A 22,383-nucleotide genomic window follows, 5' to 3' on the forward strand; every position below is an offset into this window, starting at 1 on the left:
GTGATAAATATGGAACGAAGATTTTCATTCTGTTTATTCATAAATTAAAGATCTAACCATACATATATAAGACTATAAGACAATTTCCATTTTACAAAATCCCATCAGATTGCGAGTGAGGCAAATGGAGGCGCTATTTTGTTCAAAATGTGATGAAAAGCTTGTTGATGAAAATGTTCCTTGTAAGTATTGCGGGACTTTATTCAGAAAGTCGGATGTCATTCCGAGCCAAACCGAAACGGCTACCACTTCAAAAAGCAAGCTCTGGATCCTACTCGTTTGTGTGATTGTTGTTGTGGTGGTTGTTGCTTTTATTTTTTTTAGTTAGTAGCTTTAAGAATGAGCCCTTTGAGGGCTTTTTTCTTTGATTTTTATATGGCGCACCAAAAAAAGAAGCCGCAATCCCATGCAGCTTCTTCCTCCCGTTCATTTATTCAGCTAATTCCTATCAGCTTTGTTGCGGATCGGAGACTAACCCTTCTTCTTTTAACTCTTCCTCGGTTTTCATGTTTTTCATATCCTCACCAAGGCGTTTCATCTCTTCCATATTAGGAGCCATCGATCCGTTCATAATTTCCTCGATCGGTTGGTCTGACCCTTTTTTCTCAGCAAATTTTTCATGCTCTTTTACTGAGGTTTTAAGATCTTCGTTTTTATAGTCGTTGTCTGTCATGATTATTCGCCTCCTCATTATGTTCTATTTAATCACTTTAACCTTCTGCAGCCTAATCTAAACATGAGCAGGCTTTTGACAAACTGATTTTAATCCACCGCACTCTATGTTATTCTGTTGAAAACATGCTTTACCGGAGCCATCTCAGGAAAGGAGCTATACGAAGTATGAGCCTCAGCACGACGATGATTGTTACCCTTTGTATCTTTACCATCTTTTTAATCGCTGGTTTAATTGGACTGATCCTTAGAACTCGTAAAAAGAACCGGAACCGATTTGCTGCTGGTAGCAAGTCACGATCCAGAAAACCGAAGCGCGTACCGATAGCTGAATCCGAGTCACCCCCAAAATCGCTCTCCAAACAGCTGCAAAGCTGCTCCTATTGTAAACGTAAGGTTAAACCCAAAGAGCTTACCTTTTATTCAGGGCCCAGCCAGGTGATTGGGGTATGCCGTTCATGCCGGCCGCAAGCAGAGCGCCAAGAGTTGCTTAAACTTTAAACTTTAACGTTAAATAAGAAACTAGAAGGAGCGAGCCACGATGAGCTTTATGTTGGATAAAATGGAAAATAAGATTGAATTTTTTGAGGCATATGATTTAAAAACACTGGAAAGAAAGATCTCTGACCAAGTCGACAATAACAAAGCCTTAATGTTGGATGTATTCGCAATAAGCCATAATGTCGTATTTAATCCCATGCAAAATAAAATGCACTACAGCGCTGTTGTACATTTTAAAGTGTTAATTAAATAGCCTCCAATGAAAAATGACCGCGAAAAACGTGCCTTAGAACGTGCCGCTGTGCGAATTATGATCGAGATCTATAACCGCAACCACGATAATAAGCTGCGCTTGTTATACCAGCAGGAAAAGCCGGATGCAGTGCTGGAGGACGCTTACCGCCGCAAAATAGGCATGGAAATTACTCATTTGTTTTATGATGCAGAGGAAGCCAAGCGGCTATTGGGTCGTTCTATCGACAATATTCAAAGGCTTGCAGTCATTGAGCAGCTTATTGACGTGCTGAACCTCCGCATACAAATCAAGGAAAGCAAAATCCAGACCTATTCAAATGCTTATCCGAATAGCTTAATTATTCGCAATCTTTCGTCCTCATTCGGGATGTCGCAAATTTTGCAAGCCAAAGATTCGCTTCGCCCCCCTCTTGGCAAATTCACGAATATTTGGTTCCTATCCAGGGACGGAAGTAACGATTGGTTGATGAAGGATTTGAATAGGATTTGGGATTAACAGTCGCTTGGAAATAGTCGGAATATTCCGACTTTTTTGCATTATTTGTGGTATAATGAAAGCGTAAGCAATTTATCGCAGATGGGGTGGTTATCGTGTTATTCACCAAAATCCTGGTTGCGTATGACGGTTCCAATCTTTCCAAAAAAGCACTTGAAAAAGCGGTTGCCTTGATACAGGAAACGAATGCTTTACAGCATGTACAGCTGGAAATTATCCATGTGTACCATTACCCTTCTGTTGTAGGCACACCCTACTTTGTTGACACGAGCTCTCGTCCCTTGATTATTGAACAAGCCAAAGAAGTGATTGATGAAGCCAAAGCCTCTATTCCACCTAACCTTCCAGTTAAATATGTGCTCCTACAGGGACCACCAGCTGCAACTATTCTCCAATATGCCGAGGAGAAGCAGCATGATCTCCTGATTACAGGCAGCCGCGGCTTAAGCACGATACGGGAGTTTTTCCTGGGGAGTGTCAGTCATTATATTGTGCAGCATGCAAAAGTGCCCGTAATGATCGTAAAATAAGCGCTTAGCTATCCACTAAATAAAAGCACACGCCTATCCATCCGGCGTGTGCTTTTCAATTTAATGCCATTAAACTTTTTCTTCACCACTATTTTGTAATTGGGATAGAGCTTTCAGAAAATTGTAAAAGGTTGTAGCTGCTTGTGCACGTGTAACCTGCTCATAGGGAGAGAATGTATTCCCTTCCAAGCCCATTATTTGTAAAGCGCTGACAATAGCAATGGCACCTTGGTTATTCAAATCATCGATATCGGTGGCTTTCTTATTGAATAAGCCTTCCACCTCAGATAGCTGCTTATACCCAAGGGCTCTAACGATCAAATCGGCGACTTCCGCTCTGTTCAGCGCAGCATCTGGCTGGAATATACCGGATGCCCGGTCAATCAGGTTATAATCGATCGCGCTTTCCACGTAAGGAAAATATTTGGAGTCCTTGCCCACATCCGAAAAGCTTGCAGCACGCTCCGCATAATCAGAGGCAACAGGATAGTAGTTACCATTTATAGTGCCAATTAGCATTTTCACTAATTCTCCCCGGGTAATTAAAGCATCCGGCTTAACCTTGCCATCAACTACATCCAATAAATCATAATCTAGCATAAGTTTGAGAGCTTCCTCAGCCTTATGGCCTTTCATATCTTCCGGATTCGAATTATGCGGTTGGACCACTTGATTCGTTTCATTATTTTTCCATAAACCGCTAACTGCATCCAAATAGGTTGACTCACGGAACTCAAAAATAGGTTTTAAATGATAGACCAGCCTTGTCGATGGTCCCTGAATAGGTTTAGGCAAGGCGTTCGTAGCTGCAGCTTTTGCTTCAAAAACAGCCACAGGCGTTTGTGTATAGGCACCTAGGCCTTCTACAATGGCATATTGTTGTTCAACCTGGTACTGTGACAAAAGTATTTCCTTGGCTGTTTCCTCGGAAATCACTTTAGGTGGCGTAGCCGGATATAACGAATTTGTCAGGCTGCTGCTGAGCCCTTCAAGCTCTCCTGTCGCCTGGTTCAGGTAAACGCTGACGGTATCATATTGGGTGTGCACACCATTAATGATACGGTGAAAATAAAAGTCAGTATTGTACAGGGTTGTCGATTCATCTGCGACCATCTCCACGTATTCGGGGTCAAGAAACAATTCATGTGCATAGGAAGGAAGCAGCTTTTTTACAGTTTCAATCGCCTTGGCTTTTAATTGATCTTTACTAAGCGCTGCTTTCTCTGGCTGGGTTGGTACCGTATCGGCCACGGAATAATCATATTTGGAATAGGCTGTAATCGCCCCTGTACGGCTGTTAATAGTTGCTTGAATGGATGGTCCCTCTTTTTTATCTGTTAAAGCAGACCAGTTCAGTTCCCATTCATACGAAGCAACACCTGTTACAGGATCCGTAGATTCATTGTAGTAGGCGTCTTGAAGCTTGGCATCCTTGGGAAGCGGAAAGAGTGTCGCTACACGGATCGCAGCTTGTTCCTTAGTCAAATTTAATGCTGCTTGGTTAGCCTCAAGCAAAGGCTTGTCGCTAACGGGAACAGGTGCAGCTTGCTTTTCCAGCTTGTTGCCTGACGTCGATAAGGCTTCCCCCGTCTCGGCATCTACCATGATGGAATCCATCATATACGCAATAGCTGGTGAAGCGGTACCATTGGGCACATCCGGCAGCAAATATTGGAGATAAACTTCCGAAAACTTTTTGAATTGCTCGGAGGCTTGGCTCGCTGAAATCGGTTTAACTGGCGCTTTAAAAACAATTTTGGAATCCCACTGCTTCATATAGGAACGAATCTGTCCTTCATCGTTTACACTCAGCATGATATAGTTGGAAGGAAATGCAATACCATTCACCATACGAACAAAATTCAAAGGATATTCAACCTCACCAATAAGCGGACGAAGATACGAATTCTCATATTGATTATCATATTGGAACTGTAACTTATCATCCGGGTTCAGTTGGTTTATGTAATCCAAAGCTATTTGTTTGGCCTGCTCCATATTCACCTTAGGGGGAAATGTATATTTCTTATGTGGATTATCCTCAGTTGTATAGAAGGAATGCAGCTTGCCTGAATCGGAATCGATGCTTACATTAATTTCCCCATAAAACCCGTCCTCTTTCTCTTTAGTAAAGATAACCGTCCATGACCCCAGTATTTCACTTAACTCATCATATGCATGTTGGTAGCTTGCCTCTAGTAAAATATAGCCGTTTGGTATTGCCACGTATTGCTTGGCCAATTCAATCGCATGTTCCCGCTTTATTTTTGTATCCGCAGGCACCTCTTCATCGTCAGTTAGATGCACTTCAGGCACGGGTGAAGCCGTTGTAGCAGCCTCAGAATGGTTGTGTGGCGTACTTGTTACAGTAGGCGCAGGCATGGCCGAAGCTTGGGCTATAGAGCTAAATAAGAATAGGCTTGCAATACTAGCAATTCCGATCGTTTTCATATGTTGCCAGACTCCTTTCCCCAGAGGGGTCTAATTAGTAATTCATTCCATTATAGCCTTTAGTACGTCATAAAGCTAAAAAGGTTACGTCACATCATAAAAAAGCATGTACGCCAACAATGCTCGCTGCTCATTGTTGGCGTACATGCTTTTTTCACAAAATAATTCTACCTTTATTGTCCCGGCACCATCGCAGTCGATATGGCGATTCGGTTCCAGCAATTCATCGTATTCATCGCCATTACCAAATTTATGTAGCCCGTTTCGTCAACTATCGTGCAGCTTAAAAACCTACCGTTATGGTGTCCGTTCCGCCATCGCTTAAGTTTGCCCCATTATCGAACCCAGCATTGCCGAATACGGTATTGGACTGGCAGCTTGCCGAGCCCAGCTTTACAGCCGCCGTGGAGCATTGGAATAAGCTATTGCCTATAACAATATTTTGCTTGGCAAATGAAGCATTGCCTTCACCAATCGTGTCGACTAAAATCCCCGTCGTAACCCTTCGGACTTCGTTGCCGCTGAACGTATTCGCTGTTCCATTAAGAAGAGCAATGCCACTGCTGCTTGTATCTATCTTATTGCCTGTGACCACGTTGCCATAAGGCCTATCATCCCCTGCATTTTCAACGGCATCCAGCTGAATCCCGGCAGATGCCGACCGGGTGATATGGTTATTGGTAATATGGTTATAGCTGCAGGAATCCTTAAGTCGAATTCCGTACGTGCAGCTCGTTTCTTTGTCAATCAGCTTAGCTGCTGTCACTATATTACCTTCAATTACATTATAAGTGCATGCGGTAAGCTTTGACGAAAGTAAAATGGCTGCCTCTCCGCAAGCTTCCATAATGTTACTTGAGACTAAGCAATAGGAGCAGCCCGCTACCAATTGAATGCAGGTACGAGCCAGGTTTTTAAAATGGTTGCTTTGAATCCTAAGATTAGATCCGCCCTCCGCTGTTACTCCATAACCTTCGTAGACGTTGTCCGCGGCCAATATCGATAGGAACAGGCAATCGGTTACACTTACATGCTCGGATCGAACAAGATGCACGCCATTGGCTATATTTCTAAAGGAACAATGTTGGATACGAATGAAGGATGATTCTTGGACATGAATGCCGCGCTCTACCATTGAGCCAGTCAAGCTCGTAGGATTGCCCATCCCTTGAAAGGTGATGCCTTCTATCGAGGATTGTTTCATTTGTGCTGGGCATAATATCATTTGCAAATTAGCTTGTCCGGCTATAAGGCGTGTTGCTTCCACGCCCGCTCCTAGCAAATGGACCTTCCCACGGAGAAATAATCCAGTTTTAATCACATATCGTCCCGCTGGCAAATAGACGGTGCCTCCATAAATCGCAGCCTCATTAATAGCTGCTTGGATAGCCATTGCATCGTCTTGGTCGTAACGTTCATTTCCTTGCGCACCAAAATCCTTGACATTAAACCACCATGAGTTGGGGTTGGCAATAGGAACAGCGGCTGCTTGGGCTTCACCTGTAAAGCTTGACCCTGCAGCTATTAGAACACCCGCAGCGCTTAAGGATGCCAAAAGCTGTCTGCGGGTGATCGGTTTATTCGTAGGTAGATCTGTGGTGACCGTTGGTTCCAGTGGTTGCAATGAAAGTCCCCCTTAAAGCAATCTACCCAAATTATAACTTGGGAATGATCGCTCTGGCAACCCTATAATGGATTCTAGATCGATGCTGAAGCTATCGAAACATGTTCCATAGCTTAATGAGATGAAACGTGCTGTTCGGATCAATTTTTTGCGAGATAACAAAGCTCACCATATTTTCCGCCTGTTGGTCCGTCAGCTTTTCACCAAGCACTTTGGATAACATCCCGACAAATCGCCTTACCTTCGAACGATCCTGCAAATCATATTTAGTCACGCCCTGCAGCAGCATCTTAATTCGTTCTTTAGTATTCGGGTTTTTCAGCTTTAGCTTAATTCGTTCTACGAAAGCGGGCTCAAACCCATATTTTTGGTAACTCATCCTTCTGACACCTCCGACCGTGAAAATAGGAACCCTGAATTAAGTCTATGTCGGAGGTCGGGAATATGTGCCTATTATTAAAGATCTCAATCCAACAGCTCACTCTCAAAAATATGCTCACGCCGCAGAAATTCATGGAGCTTTCCATAAGAAGCCGCTGTCCAAAAATCCGCTGTACGCACCAGCTCTGCCGCGTCATCACGAGCCTGCTCCATCGTTTCAAAATCGGCTACCATATCCGCCAGCTTGAAATCGGGCAGCCCGCTCTGCTTGGTGCCGAAGAAATCACCGGGTCCACGCAGCTCCAAATCGCGTCGGGCGATTTCGAAGCCATCATTTGTATCGGTCATCGCCTTCATCCGTTGCTTACCGATCTCGTTTTTTGGATCTGCGATCAGCACGCAATAGGATTGGTGCTCGCCACGCCCAACACGTCCACGCAGCTGATGAAGCTGGGAAAGCCCAAAGCGGTGGGCATCATACACCACCATCAAGGTAGCATTAGGCACGTCGACTCCGACCTCAATAACTGTGGTCGAGACCAGCACATGAAGCTGGTTAGCGCTGAAGGCGCGCATGATCTCATCCTTTTCCGAAGCAGCCATTCGCCCATGCAGCAGTCCCACCTTGTAATCGGGGAAAGCGAATTGAAGTTGCGCATGGACATCGATCGCATTTTGCACATCGAGCTTCTCTGATTCTTCAATCAAAGGGCAAATCACATAGGTTTGCCGTCCTTCGGACACCTCTCTGCGAATAAAACCGAGCACGCGTTCCAGCATTTCATGGGTTACGGAATAGGTCTTAATCGGCTTGCGGCCTTTAGGCAGCTCGCGTAATGTAGATACATCCATATCCCCAAAAGCTGTGATGGCTAAAGTGCGCGGAATCGGCGTTGCCGTCATCGTGAGCACATCGGGGTTCATTCCCTTGCGCCGCAGGATACTGCGTTGGTTCACGCCAAACCGATGCTGTTCATCCGTGACCACCAGCCCCAGATTGCGGAAATTGACTCCTTCCTGGATCAAAGCATGCGTGCCTACGATAATATCGATCAAGCCCAGCTGCAATGAACCCAGCAGGTCTCGCCGCTTCCGCTCCGGGACACTGCCTGTAAGGATCCCTACCTCAATTCCATAAGGCTCAAATAGCTTGTCCAACGAACGCTTGTGCTGCTCGGCAAGTATTTCTGTCGGCACCATAAGCGCTCCCTGGTAGCCTGCCTTCACAACCGCAAATAGTGCGGTAGCGGCAACGACGGTTTTGCCTGCACCCACATCGCCTTGCAGCAGCCGGCTCATGCAAAAAGGCTGCTGCAGATCATGCAAAATTTCAGCTAGCACATTTTTTTGCGATTCTGTTAGCACAAAGGGCAACGCCCGCACAAAAGCTCTGACTACCGGCAAATCCAGCGGATGGGCAACGCCGTCTGCACGGTCATGGTTAAGCGCTCGGTATGCCTGCATTTTGAGCTGGAATAAGAACAGCTCCTCATAGACCATTCGCTGACGCGCTTGCTGCCCTTCACGGAGTGAGCTTGGCAGATGCAGCAGCGCAATCGCTTCTTTGCGGCCGATAAGCCCATAACGGTCTACCAGCATCTGTGGCAGCACCTCTTCGATCAAGTCGCCGTATTGGGTGAGGGCTTGCTTGGTCGTTTTACGCATCCATTTTTGCGTGATGGGTCCCGCTATTGAATATACAGGCTGCAGCGTGCCCGTCTGCGTATTGGCGTTACCAGGAAACTCTGACTCTGCGACGGTTAGATGCAGCCGCTTCTGGTCCCATTTTCCGGTCAATACCACCTCGGTTCCAGCCTGAAGCTGATCCTTCATAAAATGGCGGTTGAACCAAACGGCAGTGACAAACAAGGAATTCACGATAATTTTGCAAGTAAGCCGTGATTTGATACGCCCATACATTTGCAGCTGCGGCATCCCAACAATCGTGCCTTGAACCGTGATCCTGTCACCATCCTTTACCTCTGCAAGATCGCGCACTGTATAATCCTCATACCGAAAAGGATAATAGTCCAATAAATCCCCAACTGTGGAAATTCCTAATGCTAATAGCTCCTCCGGCTTTTTCCCCCGCACTCCCTGTACCTGTTTGACTGGAATTTCGTATAAGTTCAGTGACATATCAGATAGGGCAAACGAACACAGCGACGGTTCCGGGACCGGTATGTGTTCCAACGACTGGGCCAATTTGGGTATGCTGGAGGGTAGTGGCTGTAAAATGCTCGTTGATTAATTCATGAAGCTCTTGGGCTCCAGCTTCCGTATTGGAATGGGCAATTCCGATATGCAAGGGTTTACCGTTATAGTCGCGATTTAACATCTCGACAATTTTATCCAGTGCTTTTTTATGGCCTCGCACCTTATTAACGGAGTAGACCTCTCCCTCCGCATTCATTGAGAGGATCGGTTTAATATTTAACAACGAACCCAACAACGCTGCGGCCTTGCCAATCCGTCCACCTTTTTGTAAATATTCCAGCGTATTCACAAGAAAATAAATCCTCATACCAGCACGCATCTTCTCAATAAGCTCCACTAGCTCTTCCTTGCTTTTGCCGGCACGTGCGGCTTCAACGGCGGCTACTACGATCATTCCCAAGCCATAAGAGCATAATTTAGAGTCAACAACGACAACATCAACCTGCTCCTCTAGCATCGATTTGGCCAACATCGCTGATTGGTAAGTGCCGCTAAGCGCGGATGATAAATGAATAGAAATAATGGGGCCACTGGATTCCGCTGCCAACCGTTTATAGGTTTCCAAAAACTCTACCGGAGATGGCTGCGATGTGGTTGGGAGTATGGAAGACGCTACCAGCTTGTCGAAAAAAGCACCGGAGCTTATGTCGATTCCATCGCGATAGGTGTCCATGCCAAAATGTACCTTTAATGGGACCATATGAATTCCTAATTCCTGCTGCAACTCCATCGGAATATCTGAAGTGCTATCCGTCACTATACGCACCTGATTCACAAGATACCCCCTTTTTATTGTTAAAAGTTATTTGTTCTAGCCCTGCCTCATTTATTCAGCAGATATCAAGTAATAATAAACGGGTTGTCCACCTTTATGGATTTCCACCTCAACCTCTGTGTAATTCTGCTTCACATAATCCACCAGCTGCTTGCTCTGCGCTTCATCCGCTTCTTCACCCGTGTAGATTGTAACCACCTCGCCTCCATCAGCCAGCAAGGCGTCAACGAGTTTTTGGCAGGAAGCCTGCAAATCGGTTTCGGCTGTAACAATTTGGCTGTTATGGATACCGATAAAATCACCTTGCTTAATGTCCATGCCATCAATGGATGTATCCCGCACCGCGTAGGTTACAGCTCCCGATTGGACCTGACTTGCAGCTTGACGCATAAGCTCAAGATTGGCCTCAGGCTCTTCTTGCTCCCCAAAGGCAAACAATGCCGCGATTCCTTGTGGTATGGTTTTCGTAGGAACCACAATTAACGTTTTATCTTCCACTAGTTGGGCAGCCTGCTGCGCGGCTAAAATAATATTGGAGTTGTTGGGAAAGACAAAAACCGTTTGTGCCGCGATTTGGTTGACAGCTAGGACAAGCTCCTCAGTGCTTGGATTCATCGATTGGCCACCGTGGATCACTTGGTCAACACCCAGACTTTTAAAGATGCTGGTTATCCCAGGTCCAGCGGATACTGCCATAAAGCCGTAGCGCTTTAGCTCCTTGCCATCACTAGTCGCCTGCACTATCGCAGGCTTCGCAGTGCTAGAAGCATCCTCAGCCAATTGCACAACCTGGTTTTCATGCTCCAGCTCTTCCATCAAAATATGGGTATGCTGATCGCGCATATTTTCGATTTTAATTCGGCTTAGCTCGCCGTACTCCATGGCTACATTCATTACACTGCCAGGATATTCAGCATGGATATGAACCCGGACTAGCTCATCGTCAGAGACGACCAGCAAAGAATCGCCCAACGCTGATAAGCGCTCACGGAAAGGCTGCTCCATAAATTCATGGCCTTTCAGCTTCGAAGCATTCAAGGTTACCATAAATTCCGTGCAATAGCCAAATTCAATATCCTCCGTAGCGAGCTTCGACTGTGCGCTCATCGGCTCCATAGGCGTACGAGGCATCCCTAGCTTCGGAGCTGTCGCGACCGCTACTGAGGAGTCCCGATTTCCATTCGGCTTGCGGATTGCGGGATAGTCCGCGTCTAGTAAGTGCGTCCCGCCCAGATCCTGCCCCAATGCTTGGACAAACCCGTTATAAATATACAATAACCCCTGCCCACCTGCATCCACCACGCCAACCTGCCTCAGTACCGCCAGTTGCTCTGGCGTTTTGGATAAAGCTTCTTCTGCTTTATGTTGGATCTCACCCATAAGCAAATTCACATCGGTTATACGACCTGCTTGCAGTACTCCATGCTTGGCTGCTTCCTTGGCAACGGTCAGGATCGTACCTTCAACTGGCTTAACAACCGCTTTATATGCCATATCTACACCTTGCTGGAAAGCCGCTGCCAACTGCACCCCATTAATCTCCTCAAAATTAACAATTGCCTTGGCAAAGCCACGAAACAACTGGGATAGGATGACGCCGGAGTTGCCTCGGGCTCCCATCAACAATCCTTTAGCTAGCGCTTCTGCCGACTTGCCGATATGAAGGGATGGCCGACGGCGCAATTCTTCAAGCCCTGATGTCAGTGTCAGGTTCATATTCGTGCCCGTGTCCCCATCAGGTACAGGAAATACATTCAACGCGTTCACTTTCTCAGCATTTTTATGTAGCAGCTCTGCCCCAATCTCAATCATACGGATAAAATCATTTCCGTTTATAATATTTAAGCGCTTACTCAACTATATTCCCCCTCTGCCACATCATGTAGGACGATCGTTAATGATTCTATTGCTGCTAAGTAGCCACACGCACTCCTTGTACAAAAATATTTATCGTTTCGATCTTCAATCCAATAACGTCATTCAATATATATTTCACTTTTCTTTGCACGTTCGAGGCAACCACGGATATTTTGGTTCCATAGCTTACAATAATGTAGAGATTAATAATGATTTCCTGATGATCGCCTGCAGTCTCTGGACCAACACGCACCAGTTCAACACCCCGGCTTGAATTATCACGCTTAAGCAATTCAGCAATCCCATCTTTGAATTGGTTACGTGTAGCCATGCCAACAAGCCCGTAGCATTCCAATGCAGCCGCTCCGGCCAACATCGCGATGACTTCATCAGCCACATAAATTTTTCCATATTCCGTGTCCAGCTCAACCGTCATCTTTACAGCTCCTTTGGTTTACCCATGTTTCTATGTACATTCTACTATATTGGAAGCAATAAATAAATAAATAAGGCTATTCGCCCTAATAAACGCCATTGCAACATTGACGGCATTTATTATGCTGTGATATGATATTCAAGTATGTTTTTGAATACTCTTAATTTGTAGAAAGATCGTCCCGAAGGCAAGCTTTCTTGCTCTTTGGAGCTGTTAAGGAGGTGTAATACAATGTCCCGCAAATGTTTCATTACCGGCGCAAAACCTGGAACAGGTAATCACGTTTCTCATGCGAATAACAAGAATAAACGAACTTGGGGTGTTAACGTCCAAAAGGTTCGTATTCTAGTGGACGGCAAACCAAAGCGTGTTTATGTTAGCACAAGGGCTTTGAAATCCGGCAAAATCGCACGCGTGTAGTTTCACTTGATGAAGGATAATCGCTTTACCGTCCTGAAAGCTTGCTCAAGCAAGCTCCTTCATTGGAATCCCTACCTTAGGGCGGTTCACGTTTGTCTGGCTTTAATCCAGTAAACTTACATGGACTTCCGGTCTACGGACAAAAAGCACCTGCGCGCAGGTGCTTTTTTTAGTGTTTCCTATGAAGGATTGGCACCGGCTCGCTCACCATGGCTTTCCCCCTTAATTTTTACTGAATGTATGAAGCACAGCTTTTACTAATCCGCCCAAAAATCTTGGTAGCTTGATTGTGTAAAATTTCACTTCTACCCCTCCTTCAGTGTTCGTAACATCAACTTGTGATTGAAGCCTTTCGCAGAAGCTACTTGCGTGCTGGCACCATCCATCCAGAATGGGTTTGTCTTTTCCTGACGTTCTTTACAGCCATCTGACCAGGAACATGGTTCTTCATACTCCATTATATTCAGGCAGTTCGGAAAAAGTGCCTATCCCATTTGCCACCCCCACAAATAAACAAAAAAAGGCTACAAAAGCCGAAACTTTTGTAACCAGTCTATGTGTCATTTAGCCAAACTATGACAGTTTTCTATTAACGTTCACGCATACGAACGAGATCTATTGCCTACGCCGGAGGAGGCAACTGCCCGGTTGTAACGGCTAGGTACATAGCATAAATGATTGCAATGATAAAATACAGCACAATGGTCGCTGCGACAAAACTAATCCGCATCCCCAATGCTTCATGCCTTTTGAAAAATTGTACCCCTACATACAAGGCACCCAAGGAAAATAAATATTTAAGCAAATCTTGAATTTGTGAGAAAAGGCTAAGTAAGATGGCAGCTACTAGGCTGTACCCTAATACAGTAAGAAATCTCAACCTCTGTTCACTCCTCGCCCCGTATTTGCCGAATCGCTTCTGCACGGTCTGCGCGGCCAAATACCGCATTGCCTGCTACCAGTACATTTGCACCCGCAGCCACGACCTGCCGCGCCGTATCGGCGTTAACCCCGCCGTCCACTTCAATATCAACATGCTGAAGACCCCGTTCGTCCAGCATATTGCGCAGCTTCGTGATCTTTGGCAGCATGCCACTAATAAACCTCTGCCCGCCAAATCCAGGGTTGACCGTCATTAACAGCACGAAATCTAACGCTTCATCCATTACATATTCAATGGAAGAGAGCGATGTTGCCGGATTCAATACAACACCAGCTTTGATCCCATGCTCTTTAATGAAGTTCAAGGTGCGATGCAGATGCGTGCAGGCTTCAACATGGACGGAGATTAGATCCGCCCCCGCTTTAGCAAATGCTGGTATGTAAGCGTCCGGATTCGTAATCATCAGATGAACGTCAAGCGGAAGCGTCGTATGCGGGCGGATGGCTTCGACGATAAGGGGACCGATCGTAATATTCGGCACGAAATGGCCATCCATCACATCCACATGAATCCAATCCGCGCCTCCTTGCTCCGCATCGGCGATTTCGGCACCTAATTTGGAAAAATCAGCGGATAAAATCGACGGTGCAATCAGCATATCAGTATCTCCTCTTTCTCTCTTTAATTTCCCCCAGAAAATGCAAATAGTGCTTGTATCGGGAAGCGGCAACCAATCCCTGCTCTTTAGCCTCAATGACCTTGCATCCAGGCTCATGGAGATGCAAGCAGCCGCGAAACTTACATTGACCTGAGTAGTTCTCGAATTCCCGAAAGCTGCTGCTTAAATCCTCAGCTTCCTTCACCTGCATAAAATCGAGACTGCTAAAGCCTGGCGTATCGGCAACAAGGCCCCCATTGGGAATACGGATCAGCTCCACATGGCGTGTAGTATGCTTGCCTCGGCCCAGCTTCATGCTGATCTGGTTGGTTTCCAGATGTAGGCCTGGTACCATAGCATTCAGCAATGAAGATTTGCCGACGCCTGATTGGCCGGCAAATACGCTAATACAGCCTTTCAAACGATCCATAACCGTCTCTATGCCAATGCCAAGCTTCGCGCTCGTCACCACAACCTGGTACCCGATCGTTTCATATAATCGAACGACCTCATCCACGGTCTGCGGCAATTCCGTCTCATCCAATATGCTGGCTGTGCCTTCATCTTCCACGGAAATCACCTTAACGGGCGCTTGCTCGTTTAAATCCTGCTTGGTTAAGCAAATGATTGTGTTAAGGCCAGAGCTCTCGGTATGCACAAGAAACTTGTCCAGCAGCTGCAAATTTAAAGCTGGCTCCTGAACAGCAAAGACGAGGACCGCCAAGTCCACGTTAGCTATTGGAGGACGGACTAATTCGGTCGAGCGGGGATATAATTCATTTACGGAACCATCCCCGTTATCTGTTAACTCATATTTGACCCGGTCTCCAACCAGAGGTGATTCCCCCCGGTTTTTGAATATGCCACGTGCCCGGCATTGAATCGATGACATGCTTTCCTCGCCATCAGGCAGAACATAGTAAAACCCGCTAAGCGCCTTAATAATTAAGCCGGATGGCATTAATTTGTGCCCCCTGTAGTAGTTGTATTAGCCGGCTTGAGACTTGCTGGATCGGCTGGAATGGATGATGCAGGTGTTGGCGTAACCCCTCCAGCACCTGCTGGTGTCGTTCCCGTGCCTGTACTAGGCGGCACAGTGCCGGCTCCCGTGCTAGGCGTGCCGGTGGCAGGCACATTCGGAGTAGTGCCTCCAGATGTCGCTGGCGTTGTTGTTCCAGGCTTCGTGCCAGTTCCGGCACCCGTATTGCCCGTGCCTCCAGCTCCCGGTGCAGTCGGGGTTGTAGGCGTCGTAGGGGTTCCGCCAGGCACTGTTGTTCCTTGCGTTGTCCCTGGTGCTGTCGTCCCTGTGCCAGGCTTTGGTGTGGCTGTAGAAGGATTGGTCGCGCCTGGCGAACCACTAGTAGGAACAACAAAAGGCTTCCCATTTTTCTGTGCAACATAGTCTTGATAAGTGACGGTTATCAGCTCAATGAGCTCATTTTCCTGCCTTACCTTAATAATCGCATTTTTGTCTGGAGCCACAACCAGCTTCACCTCGGCCGTAGCGGCTTTGGTTACATTCGGGATCACTTTATAATCAAACTCTTCATATTGGGCATCGGTTAAAGTAACTGTTATCGATGTGGCTTTACCGTCGGTTGCAGGTGCATAAGGCACCTTAATCGTCATTGGACCTGCTTCCTCTGGCAAGCCGGAAGAAATGACCAGCTTAATCACCTCGCCAGGTGAAACCTCATCCTCATGCTCATAAGGAAATTGCTTAATAACTCGACCCTTTGGCTGTTTATAGCTCGCTTCATAAGTAACCCCGCCAGTCTCAATCTTAAGCTTGCTGGCTGTAATCAACGCTTTAGCGGCTTCCTCAGACAAGCCAACTAAATCCTTCATTTTGAAGGTTTCCTTGCCTTTACTTATTGTTAGCTTAACTGTTACTTTAAGTGGATCAATTATCGCCTCTGGAACAGGCAGTTGCTGTAAGACGGTGCCAGGATCTTTTTCCCCGAAAATTTGCTCCGTGGCAATTCGGTCTTCTTTAATGCCCATGACCATCAATGCGGTTTTGGCATCTGCAAGATTGGAGCTTACAAGGTTGGGCATCTTTTGCACATCAATACCTTTACTAACGTGCAAAGTTACTTTACTTTTGATCAATAAGCTCATATTGCTGCCACTTTGGCTGATGACAACATCCTTGGGCACCTCTCTGGATTCTTCATAAATGACATCATCTACCAATTGGGCATCCTTAAGCATTTGACGCGCTTCGGATAATGGTCTATTAACAACGTTTGGGACTTGAACTTCTTGAACCTTCATGCTCGCCTTAACGTACCCAACCATATACCACATCCCGCCAAGCAGTCCCAACAAGACGACAACCCAAACCAGCGGTTTAATCCAGATTCTTTTTTTAGAGATGCCAGTAGGATGTATACTATTCCCAAGCTCATCCTCTTCATCGTCGTCATGCATAGGTGCATATTGCCCCGGTCTTATCGCTGGAATTACTCTTGTTTTTTCCTCGTCCAGCTCATCGATATCCTTAAACATCAGCTTCGCTTCATTACGCCGGCCAGGCTCCAGACAGCTATCCAAATCCTCCAGCATCTGGCTGGCTGAGCTGTAACGGTCAGATGGGTTTTTGCGGACTGCCCTTAGAATGACATTCTCTACGCTTTGGGGAATTAAGGGATTCACCTTGCGGGGATCCTCTACATTTTCTTGCAAATGCTTTAAGGCCACACTAATGGGACTCTCACCTATGAACGGCAACCGTCCCGTTAACATCTGGTACATCACAATACCAAGGGAATATAAATCGGATTGCTCGCCTGTAAACGTTCCTTTAGCATGCTCAGGTGAAAAATAGTGCACCGAGCCCATTACCGAACCTGTTTGGGTAATCGTTGACGAAGTCACAGCCCGGGCGATACCAAAATCCGTAACCTTGACTCTGCCATTTCGACCGATAAGTATGTTATGGGGCTTAATGTCCCGATGAATAATTTGGTTCAAATGCGCATGCTCAAGGGCTTCGCAGATTTGGCTGGAAATACGGATCGCTTCCTCAACCTGCAGGGGTGCCTTCGCTTTAATGAGGTCATTCAGCGTCGTTCCTTCGATGCATTCCATTACGATATAGTGGATTTCTTCTTCGTGGCCGACATCATATATACTTACGATATTGGAGTGTGACAATGAAGCCGCTGCTTGTGCCTCACGCCGGAACCTTTCGATAAATTCCTCGTCATGCACATATTGCGGTCGGAGAACTTTAACGGCAACGTGCCGGTGCAGCAAAATATCCATAGCTCGATAGACAATGGCCATTCCGCCACCGCCCATACGATCCAGGATCTCGTAACGGCCTCCCAGCTGCGTGCCTCTCATTCATCATCACCTCTCTTCATAATCGACTTCAGCCTTGGGGATTGCATCGTGCTCATTGCTGACAAGAACTACCGTTACATTGTCATCTCCGCCAGCATTTAATGCCTCATTGATAAGCATTCTTGCTTTATCTTCCAAGGATCCTGTTCCATTGACAGGGTTCAAAATTTGTTCAGTGCTAACTAAGCTGCTCAGTCCGTCGCTGCAAAGCAGCAGTACATCTCCTGAGTTCCATGTTTGATCCTGGATATCGACTTCAATCGTCGATTCCGTACCCAAAGCACGCGTCAATACATTACGACGTGGATGATGGCTGGCTTCCTCGCGGGTAATTTGCCCGCTTTTAACAAGCACATTGACCAAGGAATGATCCTCGGTCCATTGCTCAATACCACCCGGTTGAATCCGATAAACACGGCTATCACCTACATGCCCGATAACAATGGTATGCTCATCCGCTACAGCCGCGACGACTGTCGTTCCCATGCCATGATAGTTTTCCCGCTGGGAGGCGAATTCAAAAATTTTCTCATTCGCAAGCTCCACTGCGTCTTTCAGGCAGCTTTTACGTTCCTCAACTGGCGCATCCGCTGGAATCAATTGCAGCTGTTGGTGTATAATATCAACCGCCATCTGGCTGGCTATATCCCCTGCTTGATGCCCACCCATTCCATCTGCGAGAATCGCTACTGCAAACCCGTTCAATTTCTCTTGAACAATTGCTCGATCCTCATTGACTAAACGGACGCGTCCAATATCTGTAAGAGCAGCTGTTTTTAGCATCGTTCTCTTCACCTCGCACCTGACTCCATATGCTTCGCTCGCAGCTGCCCGCAGGCTGCTGCAATATCGCTTCCTTGCTCTCTGCGGATCGTGGAGTTAATCTTGTTGCGTTCTAGAATTCGATGAAATGTAAAAATATCATCACGAGGCGTCCTGACATAATCCCGTTCCGTTACAAAATTGACCGGAATCAAATTCACATGAGCCATCGGGAACGTTTTTAACACTTGGGCCAGCTCTTCGGCATGCTCAGGACGGTCGTTAACCCCACCCATTAACGCATATTCAAAGGTAATTCGCCGTCCTGTTTTGGTTACATAATATTGACAGGCTTCAATTAATTGGGCAAAAGGAAAACGTCGATTTACTGGCATCAGCTTAGAACGCAGCGTATCATTAGGCGCATGAATGGAAATCGCCAAATTAATCTGCGTCATTTCATCAGCAAAGCGGTATATATTAGGTACAATCCCGCTTGTTGATACGGTAATATGGCGTTGCCCAATGTTCAAACCTTTGGGATGGATCATGACTTTGAGAAATTTCATCATCGCCTCATAATTCTCAAACGGCTCTCCAATCCCCATAATCACGATGCTGCTAACTCGCTCGCCCGTCGCGTCCAGCAATTGCTGCGATTTGACTACCTGCGCAATAATTTCACCTGGTGTTAAATTGCGGATCAGCCCTGTTAACGTGGAAGCACAAAACGTACATCCGACACGACAGCCTACCTGTGTAGTTACACATACGCTGTTGCCATAGCTATGCTTCATAATGACCGTTTCAATTGCATTGCGATCGGACAGCTCAAATAAAAATTTGACAGTGCCATCTTTGGATTCATACTTGGCTACCTCGGTCATCGTAACAAAAGCAAAATGCTCGCTCATTGTGTCTCGCAGTGACTTGGGTAAATTGGTCATCTCGTCGAATTGGGAAATGCGTTTCACGTACAACCAGTCAAAAATTTGCCCCGCACGAAAACCAGACTCACCAATAGACTGAATCCAATCCTGCCAATCCTCTAACGTGAGGTCATATACATACGGCTTGGCTTCAATACCTAATTCTTTATTAGAATCTATCATTTTCATCCATCATCACGACCTGTTTGGTTAGTTCGCGCATGGCTATAAGTACTAACCACATCACATTTTATTAATTTTACCATAGTTCTAACGCTTACGCTCGTTTCCGCAGCCTAGCAATAAAAAAACCATCGGACATATGCTCATAAGGAAAAATTTCAAGCGGCTTCGGTTGGTCCCACTCGAATTCAGGATGATGCTCCAAAAACGTACGAACCATGCCTTCGTTCTCGTTTACTTCCATTGTGCAAGTGCTATAAACTAGCACGCCTCCGATGCGCAGTAAAGGATGGACCTTGTCCAACAGCTCTCTTTGGATCTTGCAAACCTCGTCCAAATCCTGCTCCCGCTTGGTCCATTTCATATCGGGCTTGCGACGGATAACACCAAGCCCCGAGCAAGGAGCATCCAATAAAATCCGGTCAAAGCTGCCCGCAGCAAAATGCGCCGGCAAATCTCTGGCATCCGCTACCTTTGTGTGAATCGAGGTTAAGCCGAGCCGCTTGGCTTGCTCACGGATCAAGCTCTGCTTGTGCTCATGTATATCACAAGCCCATATTTCTCCACTATCCTTCATCGTTTCCGCGATATGGGCGGTTTTGCCACCTGGAGCAGCGCAGCAATCCAGAATCTTCTCCCCAGGCTGGGCATTGATCGTCTCAGCCACCAGCATCGAGCTCTCGTCCTGGATGGAAAATAAACCATCCTTATACCAAGGCGTTAAAGCCATATTGCCGCCGCCTTTGACAATAATACCATCAGCTGCGAGCGAAGAAGGCTCGGCTTCCAGGCCAGCTTCATTCAATAGCTCGATCAAGCCCGCTCGGCTTAATTTCATCGTGTTGGTACGAATACTGACATGCGGCGGCTTATTATTCGCCTCGCATAGCTGCTCTGTTTGGGATTCTCCAAACTGCCGAATCCAACGCTTTACCATCCACTCTGGATGTGAATAGGTAAGTGCGATCCGTTCGACCGTGGACAAGCCGCCTGGCAGCACCAAGGTATCCTTCTGGCGGATCACATTGCGCAGCACGCCGTTGACCATACCGGATATCCCAGCATGCCCTCTTTTCTTAGCCAGGTTAACGGCTTCGTTGACGATCGCATGATCTGGTACTCGATCCAGATAAACCATTTGGTAATAACTTAGCCTAAGCAGGCTGCGAACCCAGGGATCGAGCTTTGCGAGGCCTTTAGCTACAAATCGTTTCAAGAAATAATCGATCGTGTTTTGGCGTTGAATCGTCCCATACACGATTTCGGTGGCCAAACCGATATCCTGCTTATCCAAGTCAACCTTCTGCAACATTTGATTCAATAGCAGATTGCTGTAGGAATGATCCTGCTCGATGCGGATCAGGACGTCAAGGGCGAGCTCTCTTGCCGTGCCTTTTGCTTTATGGCTGTGAGCTTTCTGCCCGGCCTTAATTGGCTTTCCGGCATTTTCACTAGCCGTTTGGGATACAATTAATTTTTCCGTTTTATTTCCAGCTTCCAAGCTATCCTTCAATGGTTATAGCCTCCATTATCATATAAGCACTTAACCGAGCACCGTACCAACCGACAAACGGCCGCCATGGACCAATTGGGCAGCTTGCATCGTTTTTTTGCCAGCGGGCTGAAGTTCCTTGATAGTAAGCAGGCCGCTGCCTGTAGCGACCTGGATCCCTTCTTCGTTTGCTGCGACGACGGTACCCGGTATATCGTTCACTTGCTCGTCCTTATCTGGCTTGGCGCAGGACCAAACCTTTAATACCTCACCGTCCCATATCGTATAAGCGCCTGGACGAGGATTAAGCCCGCGTACCTGGTTCCATATCGAAAGCGCGGGCTTGCTCCAATCTATAAGCTCCTGCTCACGGCTAACGTTAGGCGAGTACACCGCAGCCTCATTGTCCTGCTCCTCCGCCTCAGAGCGGCCTGCAAGCAAATCCGGTAATGTGTCCAGCAATAGCTGGGCACCGGCTGCACTAAGCTTGTCAAACAAGGAGCCTGTCGTATCGATATCCTCAATCGCAAGCTCCACACGGCTGATCATATCTCCCGTATCCAGGCCTTCCGCCATATACATAATCGTGACACCCGTCACAGCGTCCCCGTTCATCACTGCGTGGTGAATCGGAGCGCCCCCACGGTATTTGGGCAATAGCGAGGCATGGATATTAATACAGCCAAGCCGTGGCAGCTCCAGCACCGATTTGGGCAGGATTTGCCCATAAGCGGCTGTCACGATCAAATCCGGCTGGAGTAAGCGCAGCTCCTCCACCGAATCAAGCCTCCGCAGCCTTTCAGGCTGGAGCGCGGGAATGCCCTGCCTGAGCGCCTCGGCTTTAACAGGGGTTGGCGTTAACAGCCGCTTGCGCCCTACAGGGCGGTCTGGTTGCGTTACGACACCAACGACTTCAATGCCGGGATAGTTAAGCAAGGCCTGTAATATAGGCACAGCGAATTCCGGCGTACCCATAAACACGACTCTCATGCTTCACCGCCTTGAGGCTCATTACGATACATCTTTTCCGCTAAGTCTGTGTATAATACCCCATTCAGATGATCAACCTCATGCAGAATGCAGCGAGCCAATAGCTCTGTCCCCTCAACGGTAATTTCTTTGCCGTCACGATTCAGCCCCTTGACTACAACTCTTAGCGCACGGCGAACATCCCCATTCATACCTGGGATGCTTAGGCAGCCCTCCGTACCGAACTGCTCTCCTTCTTCTTCAATCACCTCAGGATTGATGAGTTCAATCAAGCCTTGGTCGTTGCCAACATCCATTACGATAACTCTTTTTAATATGCCAATCTGTGGTGCGGCCAAGCCTACACCTTCGGCATCATACATTGTATCCGCCATATCCTTCAGCAGCTTATGGATATTCGGGGTTATTTTCTTAACTGGCTTGCATATTTCACGAAGGACAGGGTCTGGATCTTTCACTATCATTTTAATCGCCATGGGACAAGCACACCTTTCATAAATGAAAATAACAAAAACCTATA

General features: G+C 46.9%; 24 protein-coding genes. 6 read left to right on the forward strand and 18 right to left on the reverse strand.

Annotated elements, in window-relative coordinates:
* The first annotated feature begins 124 nt into the window (after positions 1-124).
* The gene (locus G9U52_RS39110; protein ID WP_207952737.1) at positions 125-328 is read left to right on the forward strand and encodes a zinc-ribbon domain-containing protein; all 204 of its coding nucleotides are present in this window, start codon (positions 125-127) and stop codon (positions 326-328) included.
* 120 nt (positions 329-448) lie between these two features.
* Here G9U52_RS39110 and G9U52_RS01140 read toward each other — a convergent pair whose 3' ends face one another.
* Positions 449-673 (reverse strand): hypothetical protein, encoded by a 225-nt coding sequence (locus G9U52_RS01140; RefSeq protein ID WP_166144320.1) that lies wholly within the window; start codon positions 671-673, stop codon positions 449-451.
* A gap of 167 nt (positions 674-840) precedes the next feature.
* Between G9U52_RS01140 and G9U52_RS01145 the strand changes: the two genes are divergently transcribed.
* From G9U52_RS01145 to G9U52_RS01160, 4 genes are all read left to right on the forward strand, one after another.
* The gene (locus tag G9U52_RS01145) at positions 841-1,173 is read left to right on the forward strand and encodes a hypothetical protein (RefSeq protein ID WP_166144931.1); all 333 of its coding nucleotides are present in this window, start codon (positions 841-843) and stop codon (positions 1,171-1,173) included.
* 40 nt (positions 1,174-1,213) lie between these two features.
* Positions 1,214-1,426 (forward strand): DUF2536 family protein, encoded by a 213-nt coding sequence (locus G9U52_RS01150; RefSeq protein ID WP_166144934.1) that lies wholly within the window; start codon positions 1,214-1,216, stop codon positions 1,424-1,426.
* A 6-nt stretch (positions 1,427-1,432) separates the two neighbouring features.
* Entirely contained in the window at positions 1,433-1,924 is a 492-nt protein-coding gene (locus tag G9U52_RS01155; protein ID WP_166144937.1) for a hypothetical protein, read from the forward strand.
* Between the two features lie 95 nt (positions 1,925-2,019).
* Positions 2,020-2,454: a universal stress protein gene (locus G9U52_RS01160; RefSeq protein ID WP_166144940.1), complete on the forward strand. Its 435-nt coding sequence runs from the start codon at positions 2,020-2,022 to the stop codon at positions 2,452-2,454.
* A 69-nt stretch (positions 2,455-2,523) separates the two neighbouring features.
* On the opposite strand, the gene G9U52_RS01165 is transcribed toward G9U52_RS01160, so the two are convergent.
* The 7 genes from G9U52_RS01165 to G9U52_RS01195 all read right to left on the reverse strand — a co-directional run bounded on the left by G9U52_RS01165 (position 2,524) and on the right by G9U52_RS01195 (position 12,195).
* The gene (locus G9U52_RS01165; RefSeq protein ID WP_166144943.1) at positions 2,524-4,905 is read right to left on the reverse strand and encodes an S-layer homology domain-containing protein; all 2,382 of its coding nucleotides are present in this window, start codon (positions 4,903-4,905) and stop codon (positions 2,524-2,526) included.
* A 283-nt stretch (positions 4,906-5,188) separates the two neighbouring features.
* Positions 5,189-6,529, reverse strand: a complete 1,341-nt coding sequence (locus G9U52_RS01170; protein WP_166144946.1) for a right-handed parallel beta-helix repeat-containing protein — start codon at positions 6,527-6,529, stop codon at positions 5,189-5,191.
* A gap of 91 nt (positions 6,530-6,620) precedes the next feature.
* Positions 6,621-6,908, reverse strand: a complete 288-nt coding sequence (locus G9U52_RS01175) for a stage VI sporulation protein F (RefSeq protein ID WP_166144949.1) — start codon at positions 6,906-6,908, stop codon at positions 6,621-6,623.
* A gap of 86 nt (positions 6,909-6,994) precedes the next feature.
* The gene (recG, locus tag G9U52_RS01180) at positions 6,995-9,049 is read right to left on the reverse strand and encodes an ATP-dependent DNA helicase RecG (RefSeq protein ID WP_166144952.1); all 2,055 of its coding nucleotides are present in this window, start codon (positions 9,047-9,049) and stop codon (positions 6,995-6,997) included.
* A gap of 1 nt (position 9,050) precedes the next feature.
* A complete protein-coding gene (locus G9U52_RS01185) occupies positions 9,051-9,902 on the reverse strand; it encodes a fatty acid kinase binding subunit FakB (RefSeq protein WP_166144955.1) in 852 nt (283 codons plus the stop codon).
* Positions 9,903-9,953: 51 nt separating this feature from the next.
* Entirely contained in the window at positions 9,954-11,759 is a 1,806-nt protein-coding gene (locus G9U52_RS01190) for a fatty acid kinase ATP-binding subunit FakA (RefSeq protein ID WP_166144958.1), read from the reverse strand.
* A 55-nt stretch (positions 11,760-11,814) separates the two neighbouring features.
* Positions 11,815-12,195 (reverse strand): Asp23/Gls24 family envelope stress response protein, encoded by a 381-nt coding sequence (locus G9U52_RS01195; protein WP_166144961.1) that lies wholly within the window; start codon positions 12,193-12,195, stop codon positions 11,815-11,817.
* A gap of 231 nt (positions 12,196-12,426) precedes the next feature.
* Here G9U52_RS01195 and rpmB point away from each other — a divergent pair, with 231 nt between their 5' ends.
* Positions 12,427-12,615 carry a 50S ribosomal protein L28 gene (gene rpmB, locus G9U52_RS01200; protein WP_166144964.1) on the forward strand — a complete coding sequence of 63 codons (189 nt, stop codon included), beginning with the start codon at positions 12,427-12,429 and terminating at the stop codon, positions 12,613-12,615.
* Between the two features lie 222 nt (positions 12,616-12,837).
* On the opposite strand, the gene spoVM is transcribed toward rpmB, so the two are convergent.
* The 10 genes from spoVM to def form a co-directional block, all read right to left on the reverse strand.
* Entirely contained in the window at positions 12,838-12,918 is an 81-nt protein-coding gene (gene spoVM, locus G9U52_RS41260) for a stage V sporulation protein SpoVM (RefSeq protein ID WP_076232607.1), read from the reverse strand.
* A 319-nt stretch (positions 12,919-13,237) separates the two neighbouring features.
* Complete coding sequence (locus tag G9U52_RS01210; RefSeq protein ID WP_166144967.1) at positions 13,238-13,495, reverse strand: hypothetical protein; 258 nt, start codon at positions 13,493-13,495, stop codon at positions 13,238-13,240.
* Between the two features lie 7 nt (positions 13,496-13,502).
* A complete protein-coding gene (gene rpe / locus G9U52_RS01215; protein ID WP_166144970.1) occupies positions 13,503-14,156 on the reverse strand; it encodes a ribulose-phosphate 3-epimerase in 654 nt (217 codons plus the stop codon).
* 1 nt (position 14,157) lies between these two features.
* Positions 14,158-15,117 carry a ribosome small subunit-dependent GTPase A gene (gene rsgA / locus G9U52_RS01220; protein ID WP_166144973.1) on the reverse strand — a complete coding sequence of 320 codons (960 nt, stop codon included), beginning with the start codon at positions 15,115-15,117 and terminating at the stop codon, positions 14,158-14,160.
* Positions 15,117-17,507, reverse strand: a complete 2,391-nt coding sequence (pknB, locus tag G9U52_RS01225; RefSeq protein WP_166144976.1) for a Stk1 family PASTA domain-containing Ser/Thr kinase — start codon at positions 17,505-17,507, stop codon at positions 15,117-15,119. Before pknB ends, rsgA begins: the two co-directional genes overlap by 1 nt.
* 6 nt (positions 17,508-17,513) lie before the next feature.
* Positions 17,514-18,290 carry a Stp1/IreP family PP2C-type Ser/Thr phosphatase gene (locus G9U52_RS01230; protein WP_166144979.1) on the reverse strand — a complete coding sequence of 259 codons (777 nt, stop codon included), beginning with the start codon at positions 18,288-18,290 and terminating at the stop codon, positions 17,514-17,516.
* A gap of 8 nt (positions 18,291-18,298) precedes the next feature.
* On the reverse strand, positions 18,299-19,387 hold the full coding sequence (gene rlmN / locus G9U52_RS01235; RefSeq protein ID WP_243767076.1) for a dual-specificity RNA methyltransferase RlmN: 1,089 nt from the start codon (positions 19,385-19,387) through the stop codon (positions 18,299-18,301).
* Positions 19,388-19,475: 88 nt separating this feature from the next.
* The gene (gene rsmB, locus G9U52_RS01240) at positions 19,476-20,894 is read right to left on the reverse strand and encodes a 16S rRNA (cytosine(967)-C(5))-methyltransferase RsmB (RefSeq protein WP_243767077.1); all 1,419 of its coding nucleotides are present in this window, start codon (positions 20,892-20,894) and stop codon (positions 19,476-19,478) included.
* A gap of 30 nt (positions 20,895-20,924) precedes the next feature.
* Entirely contained in the window at positions 20,925-21,863 is a 939-nt protein-coding gene (gene fmt / locus G9U52_RS01245) for a methionyl-tRNA formyltransferase (RefSeq protein ID WP_207952738.1), read from the reverse strand.
* Positions 21,860-22,339: a peptide deformylase gene (gene def, locus G9U52_RS01250; RefSeq protein ID WP_166144982.1), complete on the reverse strand. Its 480-nt coding sequence runs from the start codon at positions 22,337-22,339 to the stop codon at positions 21,860-21,862. Before def ends, fmt begins: the two co-directional genes overlap by 4 nt.
* Positions 22,340-22,383: the final 44 nt, after the last annotated feature.

This window comes from Paenibacillus agricola (genome assembly GCF_011440305.1).
Taxonomy (GTDB): domain Bacteria; phylum Bacillota; class Bacilli; order Paenibacillales; family NBRC-103111; genus Paenibacillus_S; species Paenibacillus_S agricola.

What these genes read in the sequence shown, in the direction of transcription:
- G9U52_RS39110 (WP_207952737.1), top strand. Translation starts at nt 125, where the DNA reads ATGGAGGCGCTATTTTGTTCAAAATGTGATGAAAAGCTTGTTGATGAA.
- G9U52_RS01140 (WP_166144320.1), bottom strand. Translation starts at nt 673, where the DNA reads ATGACAGACAACGACTATAAAAACGAAGATCTTAAAACCTCAGTAAAA.
- G9U52_RS01145 (WP_166144931.1), top strand. Translation starts at nt 841, where the DNA reads ATGAGCCTCAGCACGACGATGATTGTTACCCTTTGTATCTTTACCATC.
- G9U52_RS01150 (WP_166144934.1), top strand. Translation starts at nt 1,214, where the DNA reads ATGAGCTTTATGTTGGATAAAATGGAAAATAAGATTGAATTTTTTGAG.
- G9U52_RS01155 (WP_166144937.1), top strand. Translation starts at nt 1,433, where the DNA reads ATGAAAAATGACCGCGAAAAACGTGCCTTAGAACGTGCCGCTGTGCGA.
- G9U52_RS01165 (WP_166144943.1), bottom strand. Translation starts at nt 4,905, where the DNA reads ATGAAAACGATCGGAATTGCTAGTATTGCAAGCCTATTCTTATTTAGC.
- G9U52_RS01175 (WP_166144949.1), bottom strand. Translation starts at nt 6,908, where the DNA reads ATGAGTTACCAAAAATATGGGTTTGAGCCCGCTTTCGTAGAACGAATT.
- recG (WP_166144952.1), bottom strand. Translation starts at nt 9,049, where the DNA reads ATGTCACTGAACTTATACGAAATTCCAGTCAAACAGGTACAGGGAGTG.
- G9U52_RS01195 (WP_166144961.1), bottom strand. Translation starts at nt 12,195, where the DNA reads ATGACGGTTGAGCTGGACACGGAATATGGAAAAATTTATGTGGCTGAT.
- rpmB (WP_166144964.1), top strand. Translation starts at nt 12,427, where the DNA reads ATGTCCCGCAAATGTTTCATTACCGGCGCAAAACCTGGAACAGGTAAT.
- rpe (WP_166144970.1), bottom strand. Translation starts at nt 14,156, where the DNA reads ATGCTGATTGCACCGTCGATTTTATCCGCTGATTTTTCCAAATTAGGT.
- rsgA (WP_166144973.1), bottom strand. Translation starts at nt 15,117, where the DNA reads ATGCCATCCGGCTTAATTATTAAGGCGCTTAGCGGGTTTTACTATGTT.
- pknB (WP_166144976.1), bottom strand. Translation starts at nt 17,507, where the DNA reads ATGAGAGGCACGCAGCTGGGAGGCCGTTACGAGATCCTGGATCGTATG.
- G9U52_RS01230 (WP_166144979.1), bottom strand. Translation starts at nt 18,290, where the DNA reads ATGCTAAAAACAGCTGCTCTTACAGATATTGGACGCGTCCGTTTAGTC.
- rlmN (WP_243767076.1), bottom strand. Translation starts at nt 19,387, where the DNA reads ATGAAAATGATAGATTCTAATAAAGAATTAGGTATTGAAGCCAAGCCG.
- fmt (WP_207952738.1), bottom strand. Translation starts at nt 21,863, where the DNA reads ATGAGAGTCGTGTTTATGGGTACGCCGGAATTCGCTGTGCCTATATTA.
- def (WP_166144982.1), bottom strand. Translation starts at nt 22,339, where the DNA reads ATGGCGATTAAAATGATAGTGAAAGATCCAGACCCTGTCCTTCGTGAA.